This window comes from Chroococcidiopsis sp. [FACHB-1243], assembly GCF_014696895.1.
Taxonomy (GTDB): Bacteria; Cyanobacteriota; Cyanobacteriia; order Cyanobacteriales; family Chroococcidiopsidaceae; genus Chroococcidiopsis.
The window spans coordinates 1-24,093 of record NZ_JACJQX010000042.1; the positions used below are offsets into that span (position 1 = coordinate 1).

Genomic DNA, 24,093 nt, shown 5'->3' on the forward strand with positions numbered 1-24,093 from the left:
CATTGGAAGACATCCTCCAGCTTGCTCTGTTCTCGATCCTATATAACCTAATAGCTTCTATCTTCCCGCGTTTACAAAAACACAAACTAGAGTAGAACCAGGCACGTTATTATTAGCGAAAATCTAGTCGATGCCGAGTACGTAGAAAAGTATACTCTCGGCTACGCAGAACTGAAAGAACGAGTTGCCCAGTATCCACCAGAGAAAGTTGCCCAAATAACGGGCGTTCCCGTGTCAGATATCTTGACACTAGCAAGGGAATATGCATCTAGCCAGCCATCTGTAATCCGCTTGGGAGTGGCGCTAGAAAAACAAGCAGGTGGTGGTCAGGGTGTCCGAGCTATTTGCTGTTTGCCTGCCTTAGTCGGTGCGTGGCGACATTTGGGCGGCGGATTGCTGCAAGCTCCGATGTGGCCCTTCCCCATCCGTTGGGAAGTCGTGCATCGCCCTGAATTTATTCAGCCTGGGACGCGATTAATTAACTTGTGGCAGTTAGGTGCGGCGCTAACGGGTGAAGTGAGTCTCGAACCCCCAATTAAGGCGCTATTTGTTTACAACTGCAACCCCGTGACGCAATCGGCAGAGCAAGACAAGATTGTCGCTGGTTTGGCGCGGGAAGATTTATTTACAGTAGTCAGCGAACATTTTATGACTGATACTGCCGACTACGCTGATATTCTCCTGCCTGCAACGACTCAAGTTGAAAATTTAGATTTGATGTTTTCTTGGGGTCATACCTATGTAACATTAAACCAACCCGCGATCGCGCCTTTGGGTGAAGCCGTCCCCAATACCGAATTGTTCCGCCGATTGGCGGCGCGGATGGGTTTTGAGGAAGAATGTTTCAAATTGACTGACGAACAACTGGCGATGGAAGTCCTCGACTGGTCGGCTCCCGTCATGCAGGATATGAGTATGGAGTCGCTGCAACAGCAGGGATATGGTAAGTTGAAAGTCGATTTGGTTCCCCATGCTGAGGGTAATTTTCCCACACCGTCAGGGAAATGCGAGTTTCTGGCTACCGCAAAAGTAGATAGTAACTTCGTCTTGCCAGCATTTCGTCAGGGATATGAGGAATATCAACCAGGAGAACCAATCGATCCTCTACCTACCTACACGCCACAACGGGAATCAGCAGCAAGCAACCCCGAACTCGCAAAGCGGTATCCGTTGAATCTTCTCTCGGCGAAACCCCACCAATTCATCAACTCTTGTTTCGCCAATTTACCCAAACATGCCAAACTGCAAGGCGAACCGAGAGTGATTATTCATCCCGACGATGCAGCTAAGCGGGGTATAGCTGACGGTCAAGTGGTGAACGTATTTAACGATCGCGGTTCTTTCCAAGTCCCTGCAATTGTCAGCGATATGACTCGCTCTGGGGTGGCGATCGCACCTTTGGGATATTGGCGTAAACTCAGCCTCGCCAATAATACCATCAATGCTGCAACCTCGTCTGCGTTTGCAGATATGGGTCACGCCGCCGCTGTTGGCGATGCTTTGGTTGAGGTCATGGCACTCTAATAACGCGCAAAAGCCCCCCTTTGTAAGGGGGGTTGGGGGGATCTTCTATGGCGTAGTCCGATCGCAATAGTAGGAGTAAAATTCGATACCAAGAACAATCTTTGCTCGTGCTAACTTGTCTCCATTTGCAGACAAGTGAATTATGTTAAATTATCAACTGAAAAAACTCGTTTCTGGATTAGCGATCGCAGCTATTGCCGCTACTTTTTGCTTGCCAAATTCTGCCATAGCTAGCGATCGTCCAATTCGAGTTATCTTCGATCACGATGGCGCGTTTGAAGATTATTATGCCATCTTAACTCTAGCCCTTGCTTCGCAACAGAAATCTCCGCCAGTCAAGCTGATTGGAATCACAACAATGGCGCACGGAGAATCTTATTGTAATAATTCTGAAGGTTATCCAGAATTAAAACGAGAGCTGCTAGGCGATTTTAGTCCTGAAGCAGGATCGATTGACGGACTAACACAAAAAGTTTTAGCGATCGCTCAATATCGCGATGCAAAAATTTATTCTGGTTGTGATGAAAGTGCGACAACTATTAACGTACCAAATGAGGCTGACGATTTTGGTCAACCCGTCCCTGGAACTGAATTGACTCCAGTGCGGGTACAGTTACCATTTGCAGGTAAACCAGCTTTAGAACCTTGTCTATTCCATCAAGAATTCGTGTCTTCTCCCCGCGATTTTGTCTGCTGGAACGAGTTTAATCGAACGTTTCGCGATGAAACTTTAAGGTATATTTTGCCGCAAGCTGAAGCAGCTCTAAATCGATTTCAACTTCGAGAAGTCGATCTAATCGATCCGAAAAAGAAAGCTGCTAATTATTTAGCAGCTTCTATCTGTGAAGCATACAAAAAAGACGATCCACTGACAATCGCTACTGTTGGACCCGTTACTAACTTAGCAAGAGCCTATTCTTACATAGAAGAAAATCCTCGTAAGTACGGCTGTCCTAAGAAAATTAAACTTGCCGATTTAAGTTCTGTTATTTCTACTATTCACATGGGTGGTGTTTTGGATGAAAATAAAGCTGATAATTTTGATGTTAATGGTAACTACCGTTTAAACGAACCATTTCCAGTTTGGACAGAAGGCAATATTTACTATCAAGATGGAGAACATGTTTTTGGTTCGCACCATTTACCATTTCCAGGGACGAATTTTGAAAATATTCAAACTGGAGAACACAAAAAAGCTTTCAATTCACTCAACAATGCCGAAGTCAATTTTTGGATTGATGCACCTGCGGTAGATAAAGTTCTCAATTCAGGAATTCCAGCGGATATCGTCCCGTTAAATGCTACAAATTTCGCCCGCTTGCAAGGGTTTGCCCAACGCATTCAAGATAATCCCTCTCAGTGTAATACTGCTCCTGCACAATATATCAAAAACGTTCAATTTGCCAATTCGCCCGCTCCAGGTGTTTTCGTTTTTGATACACTATTTTTCTGGGATACTTTAACTGTAGCTAGTCTATGGAATGATTTTCTAAATTTTGAAGATTTCGCCGATTTAGAAATAACAACACTGACAAATGGAGATCCGAGGACGGTAACGGGACAATTACCAGAAGCGGAACTTTTTCGGCGAGATATTGGTAATCTTTTTGCCTTGGGAAGAGTCAAAAATCCCGTAAGATTGAGTTTGTCGGTGAAGCCTGCTGCTGGCGATCCTAATTTTAAGACAACAATTCAAGATTTTGTCTTTGATTTGGTTTGTACTAGCGATCGCTGATGAGTTATTCTAACTTTTTACCCTTAGAAGTTACGAACTCGATTTCCTAAAACTCTTTTCTAGGGGGCTTTTTTCCCCCTTTTTCAAGGAGGGAACCAGGGGGGATCGAGATCTAGAACTTCAAGCGCGTAACTCCAGCTCCTCTTACACTAAATTGTTTTGGAAAAACGAAACGGATTAAAATTCGTATTGATATCGTAGTAATCTTCTTGCTCTTGGCGCTTTAACCAATGAGTAACCCAATAAGTTATAGGTGTAAATAAAATTTCAATTCCGCATTTAAATAAATAATTGGATACGATTAGTACCCATATTATGCTATTGGGAACTACTCCAAGAAAAGCAATTAAGATAAATATTGTCGTATCCAAAACTTGTCCGATTAAAGTTGAGCCAATCGTGCGAGTCCACAACCACTTGCCGCGAGTTAAGATCTTCAATTTTGCTAAAATAAAAGAATTAGAAAACTCTCCAATCCAATAAGCAATTAAACTTGCAGCAACAATTCTCGGAGTAGCTCCTAAGATTTGATTATATGCTTCTTGATATTTCCAATCTGCTGCTGGAGGTAATGCGCCAACAAGACTAAAAGTTACAGCCATTAAAAAAGCACAGAAAAAACCCAACCAAATAACCTTTCTAGAACGAGAGTATCCGTAAACTTCAGTTAAGATATCGCCAAAAATATAACTGAGTGGAAAAATTAGCGTTCCGCCATCAAAGGTAAACCATCCCAAGCTAACGATTTTAGTTGAGGTAATATTTGAGATGAGTAAAACAGTAACAAATAAAGTCGCGATCGCGTCTAGATGTTTGTATGATTTAGACATTCAGAATTAGGGAGTAGGGAGTCGGGGAAGAATTCTGATTTTTGACTTATGACTTATGAATCAGATGCAAGTACCAGTAGATCGATACGTTAAAGTTGATTCTATTAATACTCGTTATTGGATGATGGGAAGTGGAAATCCCGTTATTTTGTTACATGGGGGTCAAGGTTCGGTAGAGTTTTGGTTGTATAACATTGGTACTCTAGCAAAATCTCACTGCGTCTACGCACTCGATATGGTAGGTTCTGGACGTTCGGATAAGCCTCAAGCATCATATTCTCTTACCTACCAGGCTCAGTTTATCAAAGATTTTATGGATACCCTTGGGATTGAATCTGCAACTTTGATTGGCAATTCTATGGGTGGTGGTGCGGCTTTACAGTTGGCTTTGCTGTTTCCCCAACGGGTGGATAAGTTGGTGTTGGTAGATAGTATGGGATTTGGTAAGGAAATCGCTTTAGGTATCCGCCTAACAACTTTACCCTTGCTGATTAGGTTACTGCGTCCGTCACGCCGCCTGCTAGCGCCGATGTTAAAAAATAATTTTTTCAACCCGCAAAGCATTCCTTCTGAGTGGGTGGAACTGCGATATCCCATCTTTGCTTTACCTGGAAGAAAACCCGCACTGATGGCGATGGTTAAGACGAATTTTCACTTGTTAGGAGTGCGATCGCAAGTATTTCGTCCAATTCTCAGTCAACTTGCTACCATTACCGTACCAACTTTAGTAATTTGGGGCAAACAAGACAGAATTATACCAGTAGCTCATGCTTATATTGCAGCCAAAACTATACCTAACGCTCATCTCCACATTTTCGATCGCTGCGGGCATCATCCTCATTTAGAATATCCAGAGAAGTTTAATAATTTGGTGTTAGAGTTTTTGGCTAGTGAGGATAAAAGTTAATACTTGACTTATCCCTTCATTACAGAGAAAGATACTGAATTTGCCCTTCTAATTCACTCTCAGAACTACACTCTAGCAGCAAGAGAATATCTTCTATAACTTTACCAATTGGTGCATTTAAACTAATTTCTATAACTCCTGGCATCGGCTGACTTGCTACCACTCGTTCATAGGCATAGCGCGTAATTGTAGCAACATCATGAGTAAGTAATATTCGGTTTTCTCGTGCTGCCCATGCCAATATAGTTGGGTCATCTTTACCCGATAAACCTACATCTTGAACGCGAATGATATCAATGTTGGAGTTACGGCGAATTAACCCCCTAATAATTGTGTTGTCGAAGTTTTCATCAGCTAAAAACTTCATTGTGTAGAACGCTCTACTCTACGAGCAAGCAATCTGTCACGCAATCCTTGCGAATCAAACCTCGATTCATTGACTTTGCGAATCTCTTGCGATTGTTTCTGCCGTTGCTGGAGATACGCTTCAACTTCTTGCTGATGGTTGAGATAAAATCCAATCGTTGCATACACATCAGCTAATTTGAGCGATGGAAAACGATAAACAATTTCTTCTGCCGTCACTCCTTGTTTGAAAACAGCAACCACAGTATCGAGAGTTACGCGAGTCTTTCCTACTCGAACCACGCCATCAGCATTAGTATCTAGTGGAGCAGTTTCAGCTACGATTGTTAACACCATAACAATTTTTACTATTACTATGTTGATTGAGGTAATCTTACTGTTTATGTTAACATAACTTTTACTAGGAGCGGTCACTGACTGCTTAATAAAAGTAGTTTTGACAAGGAGAGCCAAAATTTATTATATGAATCACCCTCTTCCCATTGACAAATATTTTCAAAACCTCAATAAAAATGAATTAAGCGACATATTTTTCAATTATGCATTACAAGCTTATATTCAGGTTTTTGGAGTAAAAGGAGTTGTAGAAGAATTAGTACTTTATTGTGAAACCATGTTTAAAGATCCATTGCCAGAAGAAACTATAGAGCAACAAAACTCTTGGGAGCGCAATTATAAAAAACTAAAGAAATTTAAGCTAGAAAATTAATATACAATCAAGAATAACATAGACTGTACTATAGTATTGATACAAAAATAACTGGCTAAGTATATAAAAATTAAAGCAATAATTCACCCAGCAGAAGAGGGAGGCTACTGGACAGAGGTTCCTGCACTTCCTGGCTGCATTACTGAAGGAGAAACAATGGAAGAAGTAATGACTAACTTGAAAGATGCTATTGAAGGTTGGCTTGAGGTTGCTAATGAAAGCCACTCTACTACATCAACGAATTAATTTTATGCCACTCTGACGCTCGATCGCGAATCTTCTCTAATTCTTCCCCTGACATTCTTTCTAAGTTTCGCAACATTTGACCCATGCGATGATTGTGCTTCAAACTATCGTAATGACGGGCGAGAAAATCCCAGTAAAAGAAGTTGAAAGGACAAGCTTTTTCACCCGTGCGATCGCGAGGGTTATAATAACAATTCTTACAATAATCGCTCATTTTATTGACATAATTTGCCGACGCTGCATAAGGCTTCGATGCCATCATTCCCCCATCAGCAAACTGTCCCATGCCAATGACATTTGTTTGCATGACCCAATCATAAGCATCAATAAATGCAGCGTGAAACCAATCTTCTAATTCTTGCGGTGAAATCCCTGCAATTAAGGCAAAGTTATTTAAGATCATCAACCGCTGAATGTGGTGAGCATAGCCAATTTCTTTTACCTGCTTGAGGATCTGGTACAAACAATTCATGTGCGTATTTCCAGTCCAATAAAATTCAGGTAAGGGTTGAGCGTGATTAAACCAATTTTTTGTAGGATAATCTTCACCCATATAGATATAAATCCCGTGCATATATTCGCGCCAACCCAAAATTTGACGAATAAATCCCTCGATACTATTGAGTTCCCACTCACCCTGATTTTCGTAATATGCTTTTTCTGCGGCTTGCACGACTTCTAAAGGATGAATTAATCCCAAATTTAGGTAAGGAGATAGCATCGCGTGCCACATTGTCTGTTCTCCCGTTACCATTGCATCTTGGTAGGGTCCAAAATCAGACAAGCGAGTTTGAATGAAAAAGTCAAGAACTTGTAATGCTTGTTGACGGGTAACTCCCCACCGAAAAGGTTGGATTTGCCAGTACTTTTGACTATCTTTAAATGCAGGTGACTGTTTGACAAAATCAATTACGTCTTGAGTCATGCGATCGCATTCAAACCATAAAGCTTCTGGTAATTTTAGTTTACCTTTAGGCGGCTGGCGGTTTTCCTTGTCAAAATTCCAACGTCCGCCTGCGGGTAAATCGCCTACCATAAGAATATCAAACCGCTTTCTACCTTCCCGATAGAAATCTTCCATAATCAGGCGCTTGCGAGAGCTTGCCCACTGGATAAATTCTGCATCACCCCAAACGAAACGATTATTGGGTGTAAATTGAATTTGACAAGGGAGATTTAAGCTTTCTATTAATTTAGCAAAAGGGCGATCGCTCGGTGTCATTACCCGTAATTCTGCAATCTGATTTTGTTGAATCCACTCTATTAGAGGAGTTTGAAAATCTTCAGCTTGCTTGTAAGTAATATTCCATCCCGCTTGCTTTAACTCCTCGGCAAAATGACGCATCGCCGACCATACTAATACCAATTTTTGTAAGTGGTAGGGTAATTCTTGAGCATGGCGCAAAGATTCAATAAAAATAACTGGATGGTGTGTTTTATCAGCACAACTTTGTAGTGCTGATTGTCCCATCCAAAGTTGATCGCCTAAAACCCAAATACCTGTAGTCATATTTTATTTGTTGTTAGTTATGGTTGTTGGTAATGGGTAATTGGTAATGGGTAGTTGGTAAGCCATAAGTCAGAAATAACTGGTCACTGATAACTGATAACTGATAACTGGTCACTGTTCGCTGATAACTGTTCCAGGCTGCGCCAAAGGTACCAGGATGCGATCGTACAATAAGGTTTCCACTGCTGTCCCAATTGTTCTACAGTTTTACGGTGGGGTAGCTCTGCCAAATTGTATACTTTTCGTACGCCAGCTCGAATCCCTAAGTCATCTATGGGTAACACGTCCCAGCGATGCAACCGAAAAATTAATAACATTTGCACCGTCCAACGTCCAATTCCTTTAACCTGGGTAAGCGTCTGAACGATCGCTTCGTCGTCTAATAATTCCAACTCGGCAATGGTAGGTAATCCATCTAGGACTTCAGCAGCCAAATCTTTGAGGTAAACAATCTTAGGACGAGAAATACCCACTCCCCGCAAAACTTCATCTGGAGTGTTGAGGATATCTAAGGCTGAGGGAAGTTGTGTGGGAGAAATTTTCAAAAATCGCTGGTGAATGGCAGTTGCAGATTTAGTTGAAAGTTGTTGATGGATAATGGCTTTGGAGAGGGAGAAAAATAAATCTCCCGTTTGCTGGACTCGATCGAGGCGACAAGCACCAACTCTTTGAATTAGAGTAGCAAGGATAGGGTCGGATTTTGTAAGTGCCGCGATCGCAACTGAATAATCCATTCTTGACCCTCAGAGCTTGCCATCTTAACATTGTATTTCTTGCTTGAGTTTTGCGATCGCACATCCAACCTAAATGACATCCTTAACAGTGGCAACTAATGCTTTAGACTAAATCTGAGATCGTCAAGGCACAAGGGAACGTCAATGGCAGAGAAAGCTGATGCACTCAAAATCACCAGACGCGATGAAGACTACTCCCGCTGGTATCTAGACATTGTAGACAGAGCTAAGCTAGCCGAAGACTCTGGGATTCGCGGTTGCATGATTATTCGACCGGAAGGATTTGCGATTTGGGAGAAAATGCAGCAAACCCTAGACGGAATGTTTAAAGACACCGGACACACGAATGCTTACTTTCCGGTATTCATTCCCGTCAGCTACTTCTCTAAAGAAGCCGAACACGTTTCTGGCTTTGCCAAAGAATGCGCTGTCGTCACTCACCATCGGCTACAACTGACTGAATCGGGAGAAATTACCGTCGATCCCGATGCTGAACTATCCGAACCACTCGTCGTCAGACCGACAAGCGAAACTATTATTTGGTCAGCATATCGTAATTGGATTCAAAGCTATCGAGATTTACCGATTCTATTGAATCAATGGGCAAATATTTGTCGCTGGGAGTTGAGAACCAGACCTTTCTTACGCACAACCGAATTTCTTTGGCAAGAAGGACACACAGCTCATGCAACTGCTGATGAAGCTGAAGCTGAAGCAAGGCAAATGTTAGAAATTTACAAAACTTTTGTCGAGCAGTATTTAGCTATTCCAGTATTTGCCGGACGCAAGACAGAAAACGAAAAGTTTCCTGGGGCTGTACATACTTATACAATCGAAGCAATGACGCAAGATAAACGCGCCATTCAAGTCGGTACTAGCCACAATTTAGGCACGACTTTTTCTAAAGCCTTTGACGTGAAATATTTGTCTGCTGAAGGAACACAAGAGTATCCATTTGCTACCAGTTGGGGTATCACGACCAGAATGATCGGTACTCTGATTATGGTCCACTCCGACGATCGCGGTTTTGTTTGTCCGCCGCGTATTGCTCCTTTACAAGTTATTGGCGTACCGATTTATCGTAAAGATGCGGAAAAAGAGCAAGTATTAGCTCGATTTACCGAACTACAAGAGCAGTTCAAAGCAACGAAGGCATTCTCATTTAAAGTCGATACGCGAGATAATTTAAGCCCTGGGTTCAAGTTTAATGATTGGGAATTAAAGGGTATTCCGTTGCGTTTAGAAATGGGTCCGAGAGACTTAGCAAATGGTACTGCCGTGGTAGTTCGTCGCGATACTGGTGAGAAAATGAGTGTAGCTCAAAGTGACTTGGAATCCCAAATTAAAACTTTATTAGAGGACATCCAAGTTAGCTTATTCAAACGGGCGCAAGAATTTCAGCAACAAAATTTACACTTCGTCGAAACCTACGCTGAATTTCAGCAACAGATCGAAGAAAAAGCAGGTTTTTACGTTGCTTACTTTGATGGTAATTCTGACGACGAAGAGAAAATCAAAGAAGAAACCAAAGCAACCGGACGCTGCATTCCTTTCGACTTACAACAAGGTACGGGGAAATGTTTTTATACGGGTAGGCAGACAGATCGGCGAGTCATTTTTGCTAGAGCCTATTAACGGGAGTCAGGTATGGTAGGGGCGGGTTGACCAACCTGTCCCTCTGCTCCTCTGCCCCTCTGCTCCAATCTGACGCGCAGCAGCTAGGAGCAATCTTTGCTCAGCACGGGCGATCGCTTTATAAGTCTGTTCGACGGCATTCGGTTCGACGGAAATAGAGGTAATGCCCGATCGGATCAAAGAGTCGATAATTTCTGGATAAAGGACGGGAGCCTGACCGCAGATCGAGCAAGGAATATTAGCTTGCTGCGCCATTTGGATAATTTGGGCGATCGCTTGCAAGACAACTGGGTGGCGTTCGTTTAAATTAGCGGCTAACTCACCGCGATCGCGGTCTACTCCCAGCAACAATTGAGTCAAGTCGTTCGTGCCAATGGAAACTCCTTGAACTCCTGCTTTGACGTATTGGGGTAGCAGGAATAGCACTGAAGGCACTTCTGCCACGATCCATAATTGAAATTGCGCAACTTGAGTTAGTCCTGCTTGCTCGACGCGCTGACGGCAGAAACTAAACTCTTCGACACTGCGGACAAACGGTAACATGAGGTGAAGATTTGTTTGACCGGACTGCTGCACGGCGGCTAAAGCAGCTAGTTCCAAGTCAAAAACTTTCGGATCTTTGAGATAACTCAACGTACCGCGCTGTCCCAGAATGGAATTACGGCTGTTACCAGCAGCAGCATCCACACCATCCAGATTCAAAGATTGAAATTCTGGCGATCGCCAATCTAAAGAGCGATAGAATACGGGTCTGGGAGCAAAAGCATTGACGAATTGACTAATTTGTGCTGTCCATAAATCTAATAATTCTGCCTGTTGTCCTTGTTGCAACCACACTCTCGGGTGCTGTCCCTCTAACACGTTCAACATCATCAGTTCCGATCGCAACAACCCCACGCCATCGACGGGTAAATCCTTAACCTGAGCAATTAAACTCGGCTGACTCAAATTGAGCATGAGTTGAGTGGCTATAGTCGGGAGTTGGGAGTCGGGAGTCGGGAGTCGGGAAATTTTGAATTTTGAATTTTGAATTTTGACTTCTCCCTTGTCTCCCTTGTCGCCTCTTCTCCACACTTCACCGCGATCGCCATTCAATCCTAATAATTCTCCTGTTCGGATCGATCCTGTGGCGCGTGCAACATTCACAACAGCCGGAATACCTAATTCTCTAGCAAGAATGGCGCTGTGAGAAGTCAATCCTCCTTGCTCGGTGATGATTCCTGCTGCTTGTTGCAATAGGGGTAGCCAGTCAGGGGCGATCGCTGGAGCGACTAAAATCGATCCTGCTGGTATAGTGACAGGTCGCGGTTCGCCTTTTGCTATCACGTATGCTGGAGCAATGACCTCTCCCCTTGCTGCTGCGATTCCTGAGATAAATTCCGAATTCCGTAGCTGGCTTAAGTGAAGAGGTATTCGGAATTCCGAATCTTCTTTTGGCTTTTGGCTGTTGGCTGCTGGCTCCCGAACTCTATAGGTATTCGCGTGAGTCAAGTAGAGTTGCGGTTCTGCGTCGATCCCTGTTTGAGCCAACGTCCACTCTAAATAGAATGCTGCGCCCAAATCTGTTTTTAGTTGTTGCGTGAGTTGAATCAGTTGTTGGAGAGACTCATCGCTGAGAGCATACTGCTGCTGTTGTGCTTCGCTCAACAAGTATGTTTGCAAGCAAGGGGTGACAGATGAGGGTAAAAGAGAAGTCGTGCAAAGAGTTAAATCTGAAATGAAGGGAATATTGCCGACTCCATAAGCCAAGATTTTATTACCCAACTGCCGCGATCGCACTTGATTCGTTGCGGTGGAAACGAAGTAGAGATCGGGTGAAACTTCCCCACGGGCGATCGCTATACCTAAACCCCAAGTAGCGCTAATCTCAATCTCAGAGGGGCTACACGTTAAAATTCCCGAGGCGATCGCATTTTGTAGGGGTTGTACCAAGACTGCTAGATGAATGTCTCGCCATTCAATCCCGTGGCGCTGCCAATACAAAAGACTTCTAGCGCGAAATAACTGGCTCCAAGTTTGCTTCAAAGCTAGGGCGATCGCTTCCGGTTCTGGACAACATATTTGAGCTTCTAGCAGTCCAGAGAAATTGAGATTTTGGATTGCCGCAGTTTTCAGAATTAAAGAAGGGCGAAAAATTAATGCCGATGCTTGCCACGATTGCGTCGCTTCTAGCAGCGATCGCCAGTACTCTTCTGGTAAGGGTGCGGCAAGAATTTCTTGCTGTAGGCGTTGGGCAACTTTCTGGAGTTGATGACTATCATCAACATTTATTCTCAATGAGGATTCTGGCAGATCGGCAATTAATGGATCGGACGAATTTAACTGCGTGAGAAATTTCCACAGAGTTTGAGCGGGAACGACACAACTAGGTACTACTGGATAACCGTTTGTCGCAATCCGACCGAGATGGAATGCCTTTTCTCCTATCTGTAGGCGTTCTGCGGCTGAAATTTGCTCCAGTAAGTAGAGTGTGTTCAAGAATTTTCTCTCGTCAGTTGTCAGTTATCAGTTGTCAGTTATCAGTTAATTCCGACTTATTAAGTGTTTATTTAAGCAAATTCCTGGGAAAACTAGATCGAGCATAGCTAGAAACTAATAAGCGTACTGTCTATGCAAATCCATTTGAACAATCGCTCAAGAGGTCAAGATTAGTATGTTACTAAAAACCCAACAGTATCGATTAGTTACGAGAAGCGATTTTGACGGTCTCGTATGTGCTGTTTTACTAAAAAGTTTGAATTTGATCGATGAGATTAAGTTCGTCCATCCGAAAGATATGCAAGATGGCAAAATTGAAATTACTAATCATGATATTACTACAAATTTACCTTATGTTGAAGGTGCGTATTTAGCCTTCGACCATCATTTTAGCGAAACGCTGAGAAATCGCGATCGCTCCTCCACTCATATCATCGATCCTAACGCTCCATCTGCTGCCAGAGTTGTTTACGATTATTTTGGTGGAGCGGAAAAATTTCCGCATATTTCCCAAGAGATGATGACAGCAGTTGACCGAGCGGACTCGGCTCAATTTACTTTAGAGGAAGTTTTACGACCTCAAGGCTGGATACTGCTGAATTTTTTGATGGATGCGAGAACGGGGTTAGGTAGATTTAGAGATTTTAGAATTTCTAATTACGATTTGATGATGAATTCGATCGATGCTTGTAAAGATAGCACGATTGACGAGATTTTAAATCTTCCTGACGTGAAAGAAAGGGTCGATGTTTATCGCGAACACGAGGCTAAATTTCAAGCACAAATTAAAAAGTGTGCGACTGTTCGTGACAAAACAGTTGTATTAGATCTGAGGCAAGAAGAGACTATTTACGCGGGGAATCGGTTTATGGTTTACGCTTTATATCCTGAGTGTACTGTCTCAATTCATGTAATGTGGGGTTTGAAGCAACAAAATACAGTGTTTGCCGTTGGCAAATCGATTTTCGATCGCAGTTCTCAGGTTAATATTGGCGAGTTGATGTTAAAGTATGGTGGTGGTGGTCATGCCAACGCTGGAACTTGTCAAGTCGCGCATGAAGCCGTGGATGAAACATTAAGGGAAATCATTAGCCAAATTAAGGCGAACGAGTAATTTAAATTTGATTTTATTGGTTTGAATATCATATTCGTGTAGGGGTGGGTTCACCAAAAATACTTGAAATACTTGCAGTTTATTGATAAACTCACCCCAGTAGATCTGTAAAAATTGATGCATTTTGATAAATGTTGCTGCGATCTCAGACTTGATGGAATCTGTGGGAATTAATGGATCTTGGTAGGGTGGGTTTGGAAAATATCCGCAAGAAGATAAAGACTTTTGGTGAACCCACCCCTACATTTTATTTATTTAACTTCATTGACAACCCAATTCGTTTTCTTTGCACGTCAATTTCTAATACGCGCACTTTGACAATTTGTCCAACCTTGACAAACTTTTTTGGATCGTCCACAAAGCGATCGGCTAATTGAGAAATATGAACTAAACCATCTTGGTGTACGCCAATATCTACAAACGCGCCAAAGTTGGCTACGTTAGTAACGATTCCTTCTAATTCCATGCCCGATTTGAGATCGGAGATTTCTTTGATATCCTCTCGAAATGTAGCATATTTAAATTCAGCTCTAGGATCTCTGCCGGGTTTTTCTAATTCGCCGATAATGTCTCTTAATGTTGGTTCGCCTACAGTTTCAGTAACGTATTTTTTCAGATTCGTTCCTTTGAGCTTAGATGCAACTTGAGAAATTTGAGTTAATGATACGTTTAAGTCGTTAGCGATCGCTTCCACAATTTTATAACTTTCCGGGTGGACTGCGGTATTATCTAAAGGATTTTCTCCACCTCGAATTCGCAAAAATCCGGCAGCTTGCTCGAAGGCTTTTGGTCCTAATTTAGCTACCTTGAGTAATTGACGACGGTTTTTAAATACACCATTTTCATTCCGATAGGCAACAATGTTATTGGCAATTGTTGTCGTAATTCCAGATACATAGCCCAATAATTCTTGCGAAGCAGTGTTCAGATCTACGCCTACGTAGTTCACGCAACTTTCTACGGTTTCCTCTAGCTTTTGCTTCAAAAGTTTTTGGTCTACATCATGCTGATATTGTCCCACACCAATTGATTTGGGATCGATTTTAACTAATTCTGCTAGCGGATCTTGCAAGCGTCTGCCAATACTAATTGCACCGCGCACGGTGATATCAAGTTCGGGAAATTCCGCGATCGCAACTTGACTGGCAGAATAGATCGATGCGCCCGATTCATTCACCATCACTTTAATTGGTTTGCGTTCCACCGTCTGCAAAACTTCTGTAATAAATTCATCCGTCTCTCGTCCTGCCGTACCGTTACCGATCGCAATTAACTCAATTTGATGTTTTTCCAGCAATTGCTTAATTGTTTGTGCTGCTTGCGATCGCGCTGCTGCTGATTGGTGGGGAAAAATTGCTTGATATGCCAAAAATTGCCCTGTTTGCGACAGCACGGCTACCTTACACCCCGTCCTAAATCCAGGATCGATCGCCAGTGTCGGACGCATTCCGGCTGGACTGGATAACAATAAATCGCGTAAATTTGCTTCAAAAGTTTTAATTGATTCAACATCGGCAAAGCCTTTTTTCTCAGCACGGACGGCACTAATTAATGACTCTTTCATTAATCGCGTCCATCCATCTTTGAGTAAATCGTGGTAGAATTTCCTCAAACTGGGGTTCTTTGTGCGAATTTCCTGTGATTCTAGATAGGACAATACCACCCCTTCATCAAAACTGAGATCGAAATCCAAGATTCCTTCGGCTTCACCGCGATACAGCGCGAGTAAATTGTGCGGTGCGATATCTTCAACTCGAATTTGATAGTTGCGGTACATTTCAAATTTTGTCGTACCTTCGGGGTAATCGTCCTTTATCCGCGAGACAAACACCCCTTCATTGAGTAGATATTCGCGAATGTAAGCGCGTAACTCTGCTTTTTCGGCAGTTTCTTCCGCTAAGATATCAGCCGCACCTTTAAGCGCTTCCTCGTTTGACTTAACTCCCTTTTCCTCAGAAATATATTTTACTGCTTCTGATTCTAAAGGTACGATGGGGGCGTTTTTGACATTGAGAGATTTAATCCACTCGGCGAGGGGTTCTAATCCCTTTTCTCGCGCCGCCGTAGCACGGGTGCGGCGTTTGGGGCGATAGGGAAGGTATAAATCTTCTAATTCAGTTTTCTGCAAACAGGCGGTGATTTTTGCCTGTAGTTCCTCTGTCATTTTACCTTGGGAGGCGATCGCGCTTAAAATTGCTGCTTTTCTTTCTTCTAGTTCTGTGAGGTAAGCGTGTCTGTCAGCTAGTTCCCGCAGTTGGGTTTCGTTCATTTCTCCCGTGCGTTCTTTGCGGTAACGAGCGATAAACGGAATTGTCGCACCCTCTGCCATTAATTCTAGGGCGCTTTGCACCTGGAAGGGTTTGAGATTTAGTTCTTGAGCCAGTAGTTGAGGAATTACCATCGAGTCAGTTTATGCAGTCTCTCTTAAAGGTAATATGCCACATGATTCAAAAATGCAACGGCGAGCGAAATGGCAAAGTTACCTGACGCAACATTTTCAACTATTTTTAGCTTGCAACGACGACTGCTAGAACGCATCGACGAAGCTACAGCTACAGACGCAGCCATCTTTGAGCAGTTTGGCGAAGTAGAGGAGACAATGCCAGAACTAGAAGAACTTCAAAATATTAGGGAGAGAGCAACATCTGCTTACACTCGACTCTACACTCTGTTATTGAGAGTAGCAGAAGCACAACCAACAGCTAACTCTGCTACGCTAAATTTGCTAGAGCAATCGATAGAGCAGGCAAGAGCTTACGTTGATTCAGCAGCAGCAAGTATTATGGATGTTAAAAGGAATTGGAATTTGCCATGAGTAGCCAGCCTAGAATACCCGATCTAGAGACAAGAAGACGATCTGTTGAGAAGTTGAAAGAAGTTTGTCATCAGTTTGACGAGTTGAACGAATTATTGGATCGAGCGATCGCAAGTGCAGAAGCAGATATTTGCAATAGTCCATCATACGCTTATCGGACGCGACAGCAGCAGAAAAGGAGACAAATGGAAATATAAATGGAAATAAAGATTGACGATCTTTCTAGCTCTGAAATTGCTGAGTTTTTGGAAGAACATATCAGAGAAATGAAGTCTGTTTCGCCTCCTGAAAGTAAACATGCTTTAGATTTAGCAGGGTTAAGAAAACCAGAAATTACATTTTGGACGGTGTGGGATGATGGTAGACTAACAGGCTGTGGTGCAATGAAAGAATTAGACACAAGCCATGCTGAAATTAAGTCGATGCGTACGACTGCTTTATCTAGAGGGAAAGGTATTGCGTCAATGCTACTTCAGCATATCTTGAACGAAGCGAAGCTACGAGGTTATCGGCGTATAAGTTTAGAAACTGGTTCAATGCCTTTTTTTGAGCCAGCACGCAATTTATATGCGAAATACGGCTTTAAGAACTGTGCGCCTTTTTCCACATATAAAGAAGATCCAAACAGTGTTTTTATGGCGAAGGATCTATAAGTTAAAGTCTTCCTCTTTGTGTCTTTGCGTCTAACGCTTCGCCTACGGCTGATGCGCGGCACAAAACTATATCTTGAAATGCACCTGAGAATTAAGCTGACACAAAATTTCTACTAATTGCTCAATCTGACTCAACTCATGAGTCGCCATTATGGAAAATCTAATCCTACTTGTCGGTACGGTAGGGGGACGAATTGCTGGGGCAAAAATTCCTGCTTCTTTCAATTGCAAACCAAATTTTAAAGCTGTAGCGGCATCTGCTAATTGCAAGCACAAAATTGACGACTCAGAAGGTAATAATTTTAATTGCGGTAATTCTTGAGTCATTAAATGTTTTAAATAATTAATATTTCGCCAGAGTTTCTGTCTGCGTTCTGGTTCTTCTCGTACAATGGAAATAGACGCGATCGCAGCTGCTGTATCGGCAGGAGAAAGAGCAGTAGTATAGATCCAACTAGCCGCACGATTGCGCAAAAAGTCAATTAAAGCAGCCGAACCTGCAACATAACCGCCTAAACTTCCCAAAGCTTTGCTCAGCGTGCCAACTTGAATTAACGGGCTACCAGTAAGATTGAAATGTTCTACACAACCAGCCCCAGTTTTACCAAAAACTCCGGTAGCGTGAGCCTCATCAATTAATAGCATACAGTTATATTGTGCTGCCAAATCTATCAGTTCTGGTAAAGGGCATACATCCCCATCCATACTAAAGACGCTATCAGTCATAATTAAACAACGACGGTAGCGATCGCGTTGTTCTAGCTGGGTTTTTAAAAATAAAATATCGTTATGGGGATACTCAATTATTGTTGCACCGCTGAGAACTGCCCCATTTTTTAAGCAAGAATGATTGTATTGGTCTGAAAGAATTAGATCGCGTTTGTCAACTAAAGCCGCAATTGTACCCAAATTTGCCAAATATCCCGAACTGAAAACTACAGCATCTTCAGTTTGTTTTAGAATTGCGATCGCTCGTTCCAATTCTCGATGCAATTCTCGATGTCCGCTAAGTAGACGAGAACCCGTACTTCCCGCACCGTATATCTGCGTAGCCGTTATAGCTGCTTGAATTAACCGTGCGTCCCCTGCTAACCCTAAGTAGTCGTTACTAGCAAAATTAATCAGCGATCGCCCTTCCATTCGGATAATAGCACCAGGGCGGCTGTCAATTGTCTGTACGGCACGATACCAATCGGCTTTGTGGATGGTTGCTAAAGATTGTTCTATCCAAGCATAAGGATCTTTTGACATGGGGGATGAGAACGTAAATATTCTATACAGCATGATACTTGTAGGGGCGCACAGCTGTGCGCCCCTACCACAGGTTACGTGTTTCATCTCAGCAATTCAGTAACCTTACCGATATACCTTTAGAATAGGCGATCGCATCTTCTCACCTGAGAATATACCAACAAATACCTAGTAACATCTAAGTAGGAATGCGGAGACAGCTGCACAAGTGCAGAATAAACCAGTGAATTTGCGGTTAAATAAAAATCAGCCTCATTCTAGGATGATCTCATATTCAATTTTCACTTAGAAAACAAAAGGTGCGTTGTGGCTTCAAACGGTAACATTAAACGTACATTAGATGAAGTTCTGCCTCTTGCAGAAAGTTTGCCACTAGAAGATAAAGCCGAGTTAGTACAGCGGTTGATTGGCGAACACTCAGGCTTAAATGTAGTTATTGATAATAGCTGTTTATCTGGTTCAATTATTGGTTTGGTTAACTTAATGAGTCGCGATGAGGTTGCAGAAACATTAATTGCGATCGCCAACCGAGTTATTCTTGAAGGTAAAATTTCTAAAGGATAGTTCTGGGGTGCGTTATGAACGCACCCTCATATTTTAAATAGTGGCAAAACTAGGATTCATCGGCTGAGTTTTTCGCTCTTGAGCTACGTTTAACTTCTGAACGAACTCCTGAGTTAGCTGACTAAAAGCTTTGGCTCCAGCAGAGTGAGGATTGCTCAAAACTACGGGCATAAAACTATCAACTGCTTTCGCAACATTGACATCCATTGGAATTTGAGTATTAAAGATTTTATCAGGGGTAAAATCCTGATTTATCCGCTGTACGACTTGCCTTTGGTATCTACCTGTAAAGAGATTACCAGCCATTGTAAACACAATACCGATCAGTTGAATTCCCATGACAGCCTCGGCTTCATGGCTTTTTTTCAATTCGGCGATGCGTCTTTCTAATAACTGAATTCCTACAATTGATAGGGGTTCGGGCTTAGCTGGTAAAATATAGAAATCGCTAGCAGCAAGAGCGCTACGAGTCATGAGATTGTAACCAGGAGCGCAATCGAAAATAATGCAGTCATAATCAGATATAATTGGCTGTAAAATCTGTTTGAGCAAAGTTCTTTCAAACCGATTCCAGACAACTTCAAAGTCCAAGCGATCGACTTCAAAAGCTTTTTCATGTAGCATCTCTGCTACCATATATTCGTCATATAACTCAATATCTCCTGGTAACAAATCCAGGTTGGCAATATTACAGACCGAACGATGGATTGCATCTTGAACCGGAAGTCTGGCTTGAGAGTTTGGTTGAATAATTTGATTGATAAAATTTTTGAGGGTGCGTTTTCTTTTTCTATAGTTAGCGAACTCTGTGGGAGCCATCAAGCTGAGAGTGGCGCTAATTTGAGTATCTAAGTCAAAAATCAATACTCGCTTACCATGCTCTTTTGCTAGTGCTGTGGCTAGATTGACGCTGAGAGTCGTTTTGCCGACACCTCCTTTCATGTTAGCAGTGGCGATCGTATAGGTCATATTTGACATCCTCGCTATACAGCTCTTGGTCGGTTTGAATCTCCGAATAGCTTAGCTGCACTTGCACAAATGGGAGAAAATTGTTTGAATATCTTTATGAAATTTAGTGATTTAAGCATTACCCGCCAGCAATCCATTTTTTCTGAATTGCCAACACCGCCGCCTGGGTGCGATCGCGTACTCCTAATTTCTGGATAATGGTATGGACGTGTACCCTAACCGTACCAGGAGTAATGTATAGGGTAGAAGCAATTTCTTGGTTAGACTTACCCGCCGCAATTAAAGCTAAAATTTCTTGTTCTCGTTGCGTTAGCGGTAAAGTCGATTCTGCTGGAGTGGCGATCGCCTCACTCGTATCTGGGTTATGCTCGAATGTAGTGCGAATTTCTGTAGTTGCCGTGCGATCCCACCAAGAAGCACCAGCAGCAACCGAACGAATTGCTAAAATCAAAGTCTCGGCAGCAATCCCTTTCAAACAATAACCCGCTGCTCCTGCGGCAATCAACCTCGCAATCAAAGACTTTTGAGAATGAGAAGTTAAGACTAAAACTGGTAACTGGGGATTTTGCTGTTTAATTTGCCGACACGCCTCTACACCGCCAATTCCAGGTAATCCTACATCGAGTAATACCACATCGAGGGCGTGACGCTGTACCATTTCTACGGCTGTTTCCCCATCCTCCGCTTCAGCAACGATTTCTATACCTGATTCTTGTTGCAATTTGACTTCTAAACCAAGGCGAAAGAGTTCGTCATCTTCAACCAGGAGTAACCGTAAGGAAGGAGACATTCTTATGTATAAACTGACAAAGCTGGTAAGCGAAAACAGAAAAGCGCACCTTGAGGCAAACGATTCTCTGCCCAAATTGTACCGCCATGCGCGGAAATAATTTGCCGTGTTAAGTATAGTCCCAAACCAGAACCTTTCGCTTGACGATCGCTATGTCCCTGATAAAATCGTTCAAATAGATGTGGTAATTGTGCGGCAGTAATTCCCAAACCGTTATCCAAAACTTTGACAAGACAATATTCCGCCTGAGATTCAAATACCACTTCTACCTTACCACCGCGACGGGAATGATTAATTCCGTTTGTGAGGAGATTGGTAAACACCCGCGCTAATTGCAGCGCATCACCATTTACCCGCATGGCGCGGCGAAAATCTGAGTTGCCATATCCCAAATTGATATAAACTTGACGCGAAGCAGCAAGATCTGTCAAGGAGGCGATTGCTTCTTGCGCTATTGTGACTAAATCCACAGGCGCTAGCTGTAATTGCAATCCTTCCGTATCGTTGCGATAAACGTCTAGCAAGGTTTCTACCAGTTGTAATGTAGACTGATGCGAACGGATCATCTTTTCTAAAATCTTGTGATTGGTAGGCGCAACCGTACCAAATTTCCCTTGTTCCCAAGCTTTGAGAGTTTCAATTGCACCTAATAATGGAGTTTTTAAGTCGTGGGTAAGCGTTGAGGCGAAATCTTCTCTAACTCTAGCTAACTGTTCCTGAGATTGTAATTTAGCTTGTTGAGAAGCGATCGCAATTTCGTATTGATGGTTGCGATCGCCCAAGATTCCTGTCACAATCAGAGCGATCGCGGCAATGATACGACTGGCTATTGTTGAAGGTTTAACTACCTCACCAACGGGAAGCCATATATTTAATATTGTTAGTACTACAGCCACAAGCGTAGCGTATAATGTTGCTTTCCTTCCCAAACGAAAAGCAGAAATTAAAATTGGTCCCGTATAAAGATAGCCAAAAACATAATCTACGTGAGTGGTAAACTCCAATACCAACACTACTGCAAATAGACAAATAACCTGCCACAGCGAACTCCACTTGGAGTTTTTATCGGGTATAAAGATTTTACCCTTAATGAAGCGACGCGACATTGAATTCTACTTTGTTTAACTATTATTCTGTCATACCCAAGCTGAAAAATTCATGCGATCGCTGGTATATCTTGCTGTTTGTCTCTAATGTAAGTAGCGTTTAGACGGCGTTTAGTTCTAAATATACCTACTGATATAGAAAGGAAATATATTATATACATAGTTTAGTGTACGCGATCGCTGCTATTTTTATTGTCATTGTCTAAACAGTAACAATATAAAACTTATATCTAAACTCAATTGTAGAATTTAAGTAATATCAGCTAGGTTATTACAAGTCATAAATATTTAGCAGACTGCTCAAATAATGATGTTGCTATAGTTTGAAACAGAAAAAACTCTTTATATTAGCAGGTGGTGAGCCTACTCTACAAGATGAAGTCAGCCGAATCTCAAGCACAAGGTAAATAAAACCTACTTTGCTATCAAAAATATCAATTTTAAATATATATGTGGCAAGGATTTCTTCAAATCGCAATAACACTAATTATTTTGGTAGCTATTACCCCTTCTTTTAGTAGCTACATTGCCTCCGTTTTCTTAGAAAAGAAAACATTTCTCGATCCAGTAGCGAAGCCTATAGAACGTGTCATCTACGCTTTAGGTGGCATTCCTACCAAGAGTGATATGACTGGATGGCAATATGCCCAGGCAATTATTTATAGCAATATTGTCATGGGTATTTTTGTTTATTTCATCTTCATATTTCAGGGAATTTTACCTCTTAATCCAACCAATTTACAAGCACCGAGTTGGGACTTAGCACTGCACACAACCATCTCATTCGTTACTAACACCAATCAACAGCATTATTCTGGCGAGACAACATTTAGTTATGCTAGTCAAATGCTAGCTTTAGGATTTTTGATGTTTACCTCAGCGGCAACTGGTTTATCTGTAGGAATTGCCTTTATTCGCGGTTTGACAGGTAGACCTTTAGGAAATTTCTATGTCGATTTGGTGCGATCGATTACGCGAATTTTACTGCCAATTTCCATAATTGGGGCGATCTCATTACTCATTGCAGGCGTTCCAGAAACTTTAGCAGAACCAGCTACAGTTACAACTTTAGAAGGTGCAACTCAAGTTATTGCCAGAGGACCGGTTGCTCATTTTGAAATTATCAAGCAACTGGGAGAAAATGGCGGCGGCTTTTTTGGGATCAATTCCGCTCATCCATTTGAAAATCCAAATGCTTTTACTAATTTAGTAGAAATACTAGCGATGGTCAGTATTCCTGCTGCTTTAATTATCACATACGGCATTTTTGCAAATAATGAAAAGCAAGGATGGTTGCTGTTTTGGATGGTATTTATCATTTTTGTCACGCTAGTTGTGGTGACAGGAGTAGGCGAATACCAAGGTAATCCTCTAGTAAATAATTTGATTGGTGATAGTCCCAACTTAGAAGGTAAAGAAGTTAGATTTGGTTGGGCAGAAACAGCATTGTGGGCAGTTTTAACTACAGGAACGATGTGCGGTGCAGTCAACGGAATGCATGATTCTCTGATGCCAAATGGCGGCTTTTCGACCCTATTTAATATGTTCGTGCAAATGGTCTGGGGTGGTCAAGGAACGGGAACGGCTTATTTGTTCGTTTACCTAATTTTGACCGTGTTTCTCACAGGTTTAATGGTAGGGAGAACCCCAGAATTTCTAGGGCGTAAAATTGAAAAACGAGAAATCGTTCTTGCTAGCGTTATTCTGCTCGTCCACCCAATCGCAGTGCTAATTCCCAGCGCGATTACCCTGGCTTTTCCCGATACTCTAGCTGGAATTAGCAACCCTGGTTTCCACGGAATTTCTCAAGTTGTCTACGAATATACCTCAGCCGCCGCTAACAATGGTTCCGGTTTTGAAGGATTAGGGGATGCTACTTTATGGTGGAATTTAACCGCTTGTTTCAGCTTGTTGGCAGGACGCTATTTACCAATTATTGCCTTGTTACTATTAGCAGATAGCATGGCACGCAAACAACCAGTACCAGAAACAACTGGCACTTTGAGAACCGACACCCTGCTATTTACTGGCGTTACGGCTGGTGTAATTCTCATCCTTGGCGTACTCACATTCTTTCCCGTCCTGGCTTTAGGACCGATCGCAGAAGGATTTCAAATTGGTAATTGGTAATTGGTTTAACACTTCTCCCTTGTCCCC

23 protein-coding genes are annotated in these 24,093 nt (G+C 42.4%); 12 read left to right on the forward strand and 11 right to left on the reverse strand.

Going from position 1 to position 24,093, the window contains the following annotated elements:
* Positions 1–111: 111 nt before the first annotated feature.
* Both H6G17_RS34820 and H6G17_RS25415 read left to right on the forward strand, forming a co-directional pair.
* Positions 112–1,524, forward strand: a complete 1,413-nt coding sequence (locus H6G17_RS34820; protein WP_347276472.1) for a molybdopterin dinucleotide binding domain-containing protein — start codon at positions 112–114, stop codon at positions 1,522–1,524.
* Positions 1,525–1,666: 142 nt separating this feature from the next.
* A complete protein-coding gene (locus H6G17_RS25415) occupies positions 1,667–3,259 on the forward strand; it encodes a nucleoside hydrolase (RefSeq protein ID WP_192161366.1) in 1,593 nt (530 codons plus the stop codon).
* Positions 3,260–3,408: 149 nt separating this feature from the next.
* Here H6G17_RS25415 and H6G17_RS25420 read toward each other — a convergent pair whose 3' ends face one another.
* Positions 3,409–4,089 carry a queuosine precursor transporter gene (locus H6G17_RS25420; protein WP_192161367.1) on the reverse strand — a complete coding sequence of 227 codons (681 nt, stop codon included), beginning with the start codon at positions 4,087–4,089 and terminating at the stop codon, positions 3,409–3,411.
* A 55-nt stretch (positions 4,090–4,144) separates the two neighbouring features.
* Between H6G17_RS25420 and H6G17_RS25425 the strand changes: the two genes are divergently transcribed.
* Complete coding sequence (locus H6G17_RS25425) at positions 4,145–4,996, forward strand: alpha/beta fold hydrolase (RefSeq protein ID WP_192161368.1); 852 nt, start codon at positions 4,145–4,147, stop codon at positions 4,994–4,996.
* A 19-nt stretch (positions 4,997–5,015) separates the two neighbouring features.
* Here H6G17_RS25425 and H6G17_RS25430 read toward each other — a convergent pair whose 3' ends face one another.
* Together H6G17_RS25430 and H6G17_RS25435 are read right to left on the reverse strand one after the other, a co-directional pair.
* Complete coding sequence (locus tag H6G17_RS25430; protein WP_192161369.1) at positions 5,016–5,363, reverse strand: DUF5615 family PIN-like protein; 348 nt, start codon at positions 5,361–5,363, stop codon at positions 5,016–5,018.
* Positions 5,360–5,698, reverse strand: a complete 339-nt coding sequence (locus H6G17_RS25435; protein WP_192161370.1) for a DUF433 domain-containing protein — start codon at positions 5,696–5,698, stop codon at positions 5,360–5,362. The genes H6G17_RS25430 and H6G17_RS25435 overlap by 4 nt, the downstream gene beginning before the upstream one ends.
* Before the next feature lie 127 nt (positions 5,699–5,825).
* Here H6G17_RS25435 and H6G17_RS25440 point away from each other — a divergent pair, with 127 nt between their 5' ends.
* Entirely contained in the window at positions 5,826–6,071 is a 246-nt protein-coding gene (locus tag H6G17_RS25440; RefSeq protein WP_192161371.1) for a hypothetical protein, read from the forward strand.
* A 63-nt stretch (positions 6,072–6,134) separates the two neighbouring features.
* A complete protein-coding gene (locus tag H6G17_RS25445) occupies positions 6,135–6,317 on the forward strand; it encodes a type II toxin-antitoxin system HicB family antitoxin (RefSeq protein WP_192161412.1) in 183 nt (60 codons plus the stop codon).
* Here the strand turns inward: H6G17_RS25445 and H6G17_RS25450 are convergent.
* A complete protein-coding gene (locus tag H6G17_RS25450) occupies positions 6,301–7,827 on the reverse strand; it encodes a cryptochrome/photolyase family protein (RefSeq protein WP_192161372.1) in 1,527 nt (508 codons plus the stop codon). The two genes, H6G17_RS25445 and H6G17_RS25450, sit on opposite strands and share 17 nt — an antisense overlap.
* A gap of 83 nt (positions 7,828–7,910) precedes the next feature.
* Positions 7,911–8,561: a DNA-3-methyladenine glycosylase 2 family protein gene (locus H6G17_RS25455; protein WP_192161373.1), complete on the reverse strand. Its 651-nt coding sequence runs from the start codon at positions 8,559–8,561 to the stop codon at positions 7,911–7,913.
* A gap of 144 nt (positions 8,562–8,705) precedes the next feature.
* Here H6G17_RS25455 and proS point away from each other — a divergent pair, with 144 nt between their 5' ends.
* Positions 8,706–10,196, forward strand: a complete 1,491-nt coding sequence (gene proS, locus H6G17_RS25460) for a proline--tRNA ligase (protein WP_192161374.1) — start codon at positions 8,706–8,708, stop codon at positions 10,194–10,196.
* 6 nt (positions 10,197–10,202) lie between these two features.
* Here the strand turns inward: proS and H6G17_RS25465 are convergent, their stop codons facing one another.
* Positions 10,203–12,674 carry a putative PEP-binding protein gene (locus H6G17_RS25465; RefSeq protein WP_192161375.1) on the reverse strand — a complete coding sequence of 824 codons (2,472 nt, stop codon included), beginning with the start codon at positions 12,672–12,674 and terminating at the stop codon, positions 10,203–10,205.
* A gap of 175 nt (positions 12,675–12,849) precedes the next feature.
* Between H6G17_RS25465 and H6G17_RS25470 the strand changes: the two genes are divergently transcribed.
* Positions 12,850–13,788: an exopolyphosphatase gene (locus H6G17_RS25470; protein ID WP_192161376.1), complete on the forward strand. Its 939-nt coding sequence runs from the start codon at positions 12,850–12,852 to the stop codon at positions 13,786–13,788.
* 247 nt (positions 13,789–14,035) lie between these two features.
* On the opposite strand, the gene H6G17_RS25475 is transcribed toward H6G17_RS25470, so the two are convergent.
* The gene (locus H6G17_RS25475; protein ID WP_192161377.1) at positions 14,036–16,189 is read right to left on the reverse strand and encodes a Tex family protein; all 2,154 of its coding nucleotides are present in this window, start codon (positions 16,187–16,189) and stop codon (positions 14,036–14,038) included.
* Between the two features lie 69 nt (positions 16,190–16,258).
* Between H6G17_RS25475 and H6G17_RS25480 the strand changes: the two genes are divergently transcribed.
* Genes H6G17_RS25480 through H6G17_RS25490 form a run of 3 tightly spaced genes read left to right on the forward strand, consistent with a single transcriptional unit; the run spans position 16,259 to position 17,256 of the window.
* Positions 16,259–16,603: a hypothetical protein gene (locus H6G17_RS25480; RefSeq protein WP_192161378.1), complete on the forward strand. Its 345-nt coding sequence runs from the start codon at positions 16,259–16,261 to the stop codon at positions 16,601–16,603.
* Positions 16,600–16,800, forward strand: a complete 201-nt coding sequence (locus H6G17_RS25485; RefSeq protein ID WP_192161379.1) for a hypothetical protein — start codon at positions 16,600–16,602, stop codon at positions 16,798–16,800. Before H6G17_RS25480 ends, H6G17_RS25485 begins: the two co-directional genes overlap by 4 nt.
* Complete coding sequence (locus H6G17_RS25490) at positions 16,801–17,256, forward strand: GNAT family N-acetyltransferase (RefSeq protein WP_192161380.1); 456 nt, start codon at positions 16,801–16,803, stop codon at positions 17,254–17,256.
* A gap of 66 nt (positions 17,257–17,322) precedes the next feature.
* On the opposite strand, the gene bioF is transcribed toward H6G17_RS25490, so the two are convergent.
* Positions 17,323–18,507: an 8-amino-7-oxononanoate synthase gene (gene bioF / locus H6G17_RS25495; RefSeq protein ID WP_192161413.1), complete on the reverse strand. Its 1,185-nt coding sequence runs from the start codon at positions 18,505–18,507 to the stop codon at positions 17,323–17,325.
* Positions 18,508–18,813: 306 nt separating this feature from the next.
* Here bioF and H6G17_RS25500 point away from each other — a divergent pair, with 306 nt between their 5' ends.
* A complete protein-coding gene (locus H6G17_RS25500) occupies positions 18,814–19,071 on the forward strand; it encodes a hypothetical protein (RefSeq protein WP_015155180.1) in 258 nt (85 codons plus the stop codon).
* Between the two features lie 33 nt (positions 19,072–19,104).
* Here the strand turns inward: H6G17_RS25500 and H6G17_RS25505 are convergent, their stop codons facing one another.
* The 3 genes from H6G17_RS25505 to H6G17_RS25515 all read right to left on the reverse strand — a co-directional run bounded on the left by H6G17_RS25505 (position 19,105) and on the right by H6G17_RS25515 (position 21,936).
* Positions 19,105–20,040, reverse strand: coding sequence for a ParA family protein (locus tag H6G17_RS25505; RefSeq protein WP_192161414.1), 936 nt, complete (start codon positions 20,038–20,040; stop codon positions 19,105–19,107).
* Between the two features lie 118 nt (positions 20,041–20,158).
* Positions 20,159–20,830: a response regulator transcription factor gene (locus H6G17_RS25510; protein WP_192161381.1), complete on the reverse strand. Its 672-nt coding sequence runs from the start codon at positions 20,828–20,830 to the stop codon at positions 20,159–20,161.
* A gap of 2 nt (positions 20,831–20,832) precedes the next feature.
* Positions 20,833–21,936 (reverse strand): HAMP domain-containing sensor histidine kinase, encoded by a 1,104-nt coding sequence (locus H6G17_RS25515; protein ID WP_192161382.1) that lies wholly within the window; start codon positions 21,934–21,936, stop codon positions 20,833–20,835.
* 450 nt (positions 21,937–22,386) lie between these two features.
* Here H6G17_RS25515 and kdpA point away from each other — a divergent pair, with 450 nt between their 5' ends.
* Positions 22,387–24,066: a potassium-transporting ATPase subunit KdpA gene (gene kdpA / locus H6G17_RS25520; RefSeq protein WP_192161383.1), complete on the forward strand. Its 1,680-nt coding sequence runs from the start codon at positions 22,387–22,389 to the stop codon at positions 24,064–24,066.
* The last annotated feature ends 27 nt before the right edge of the window (positions 24,067–24,093 follow it).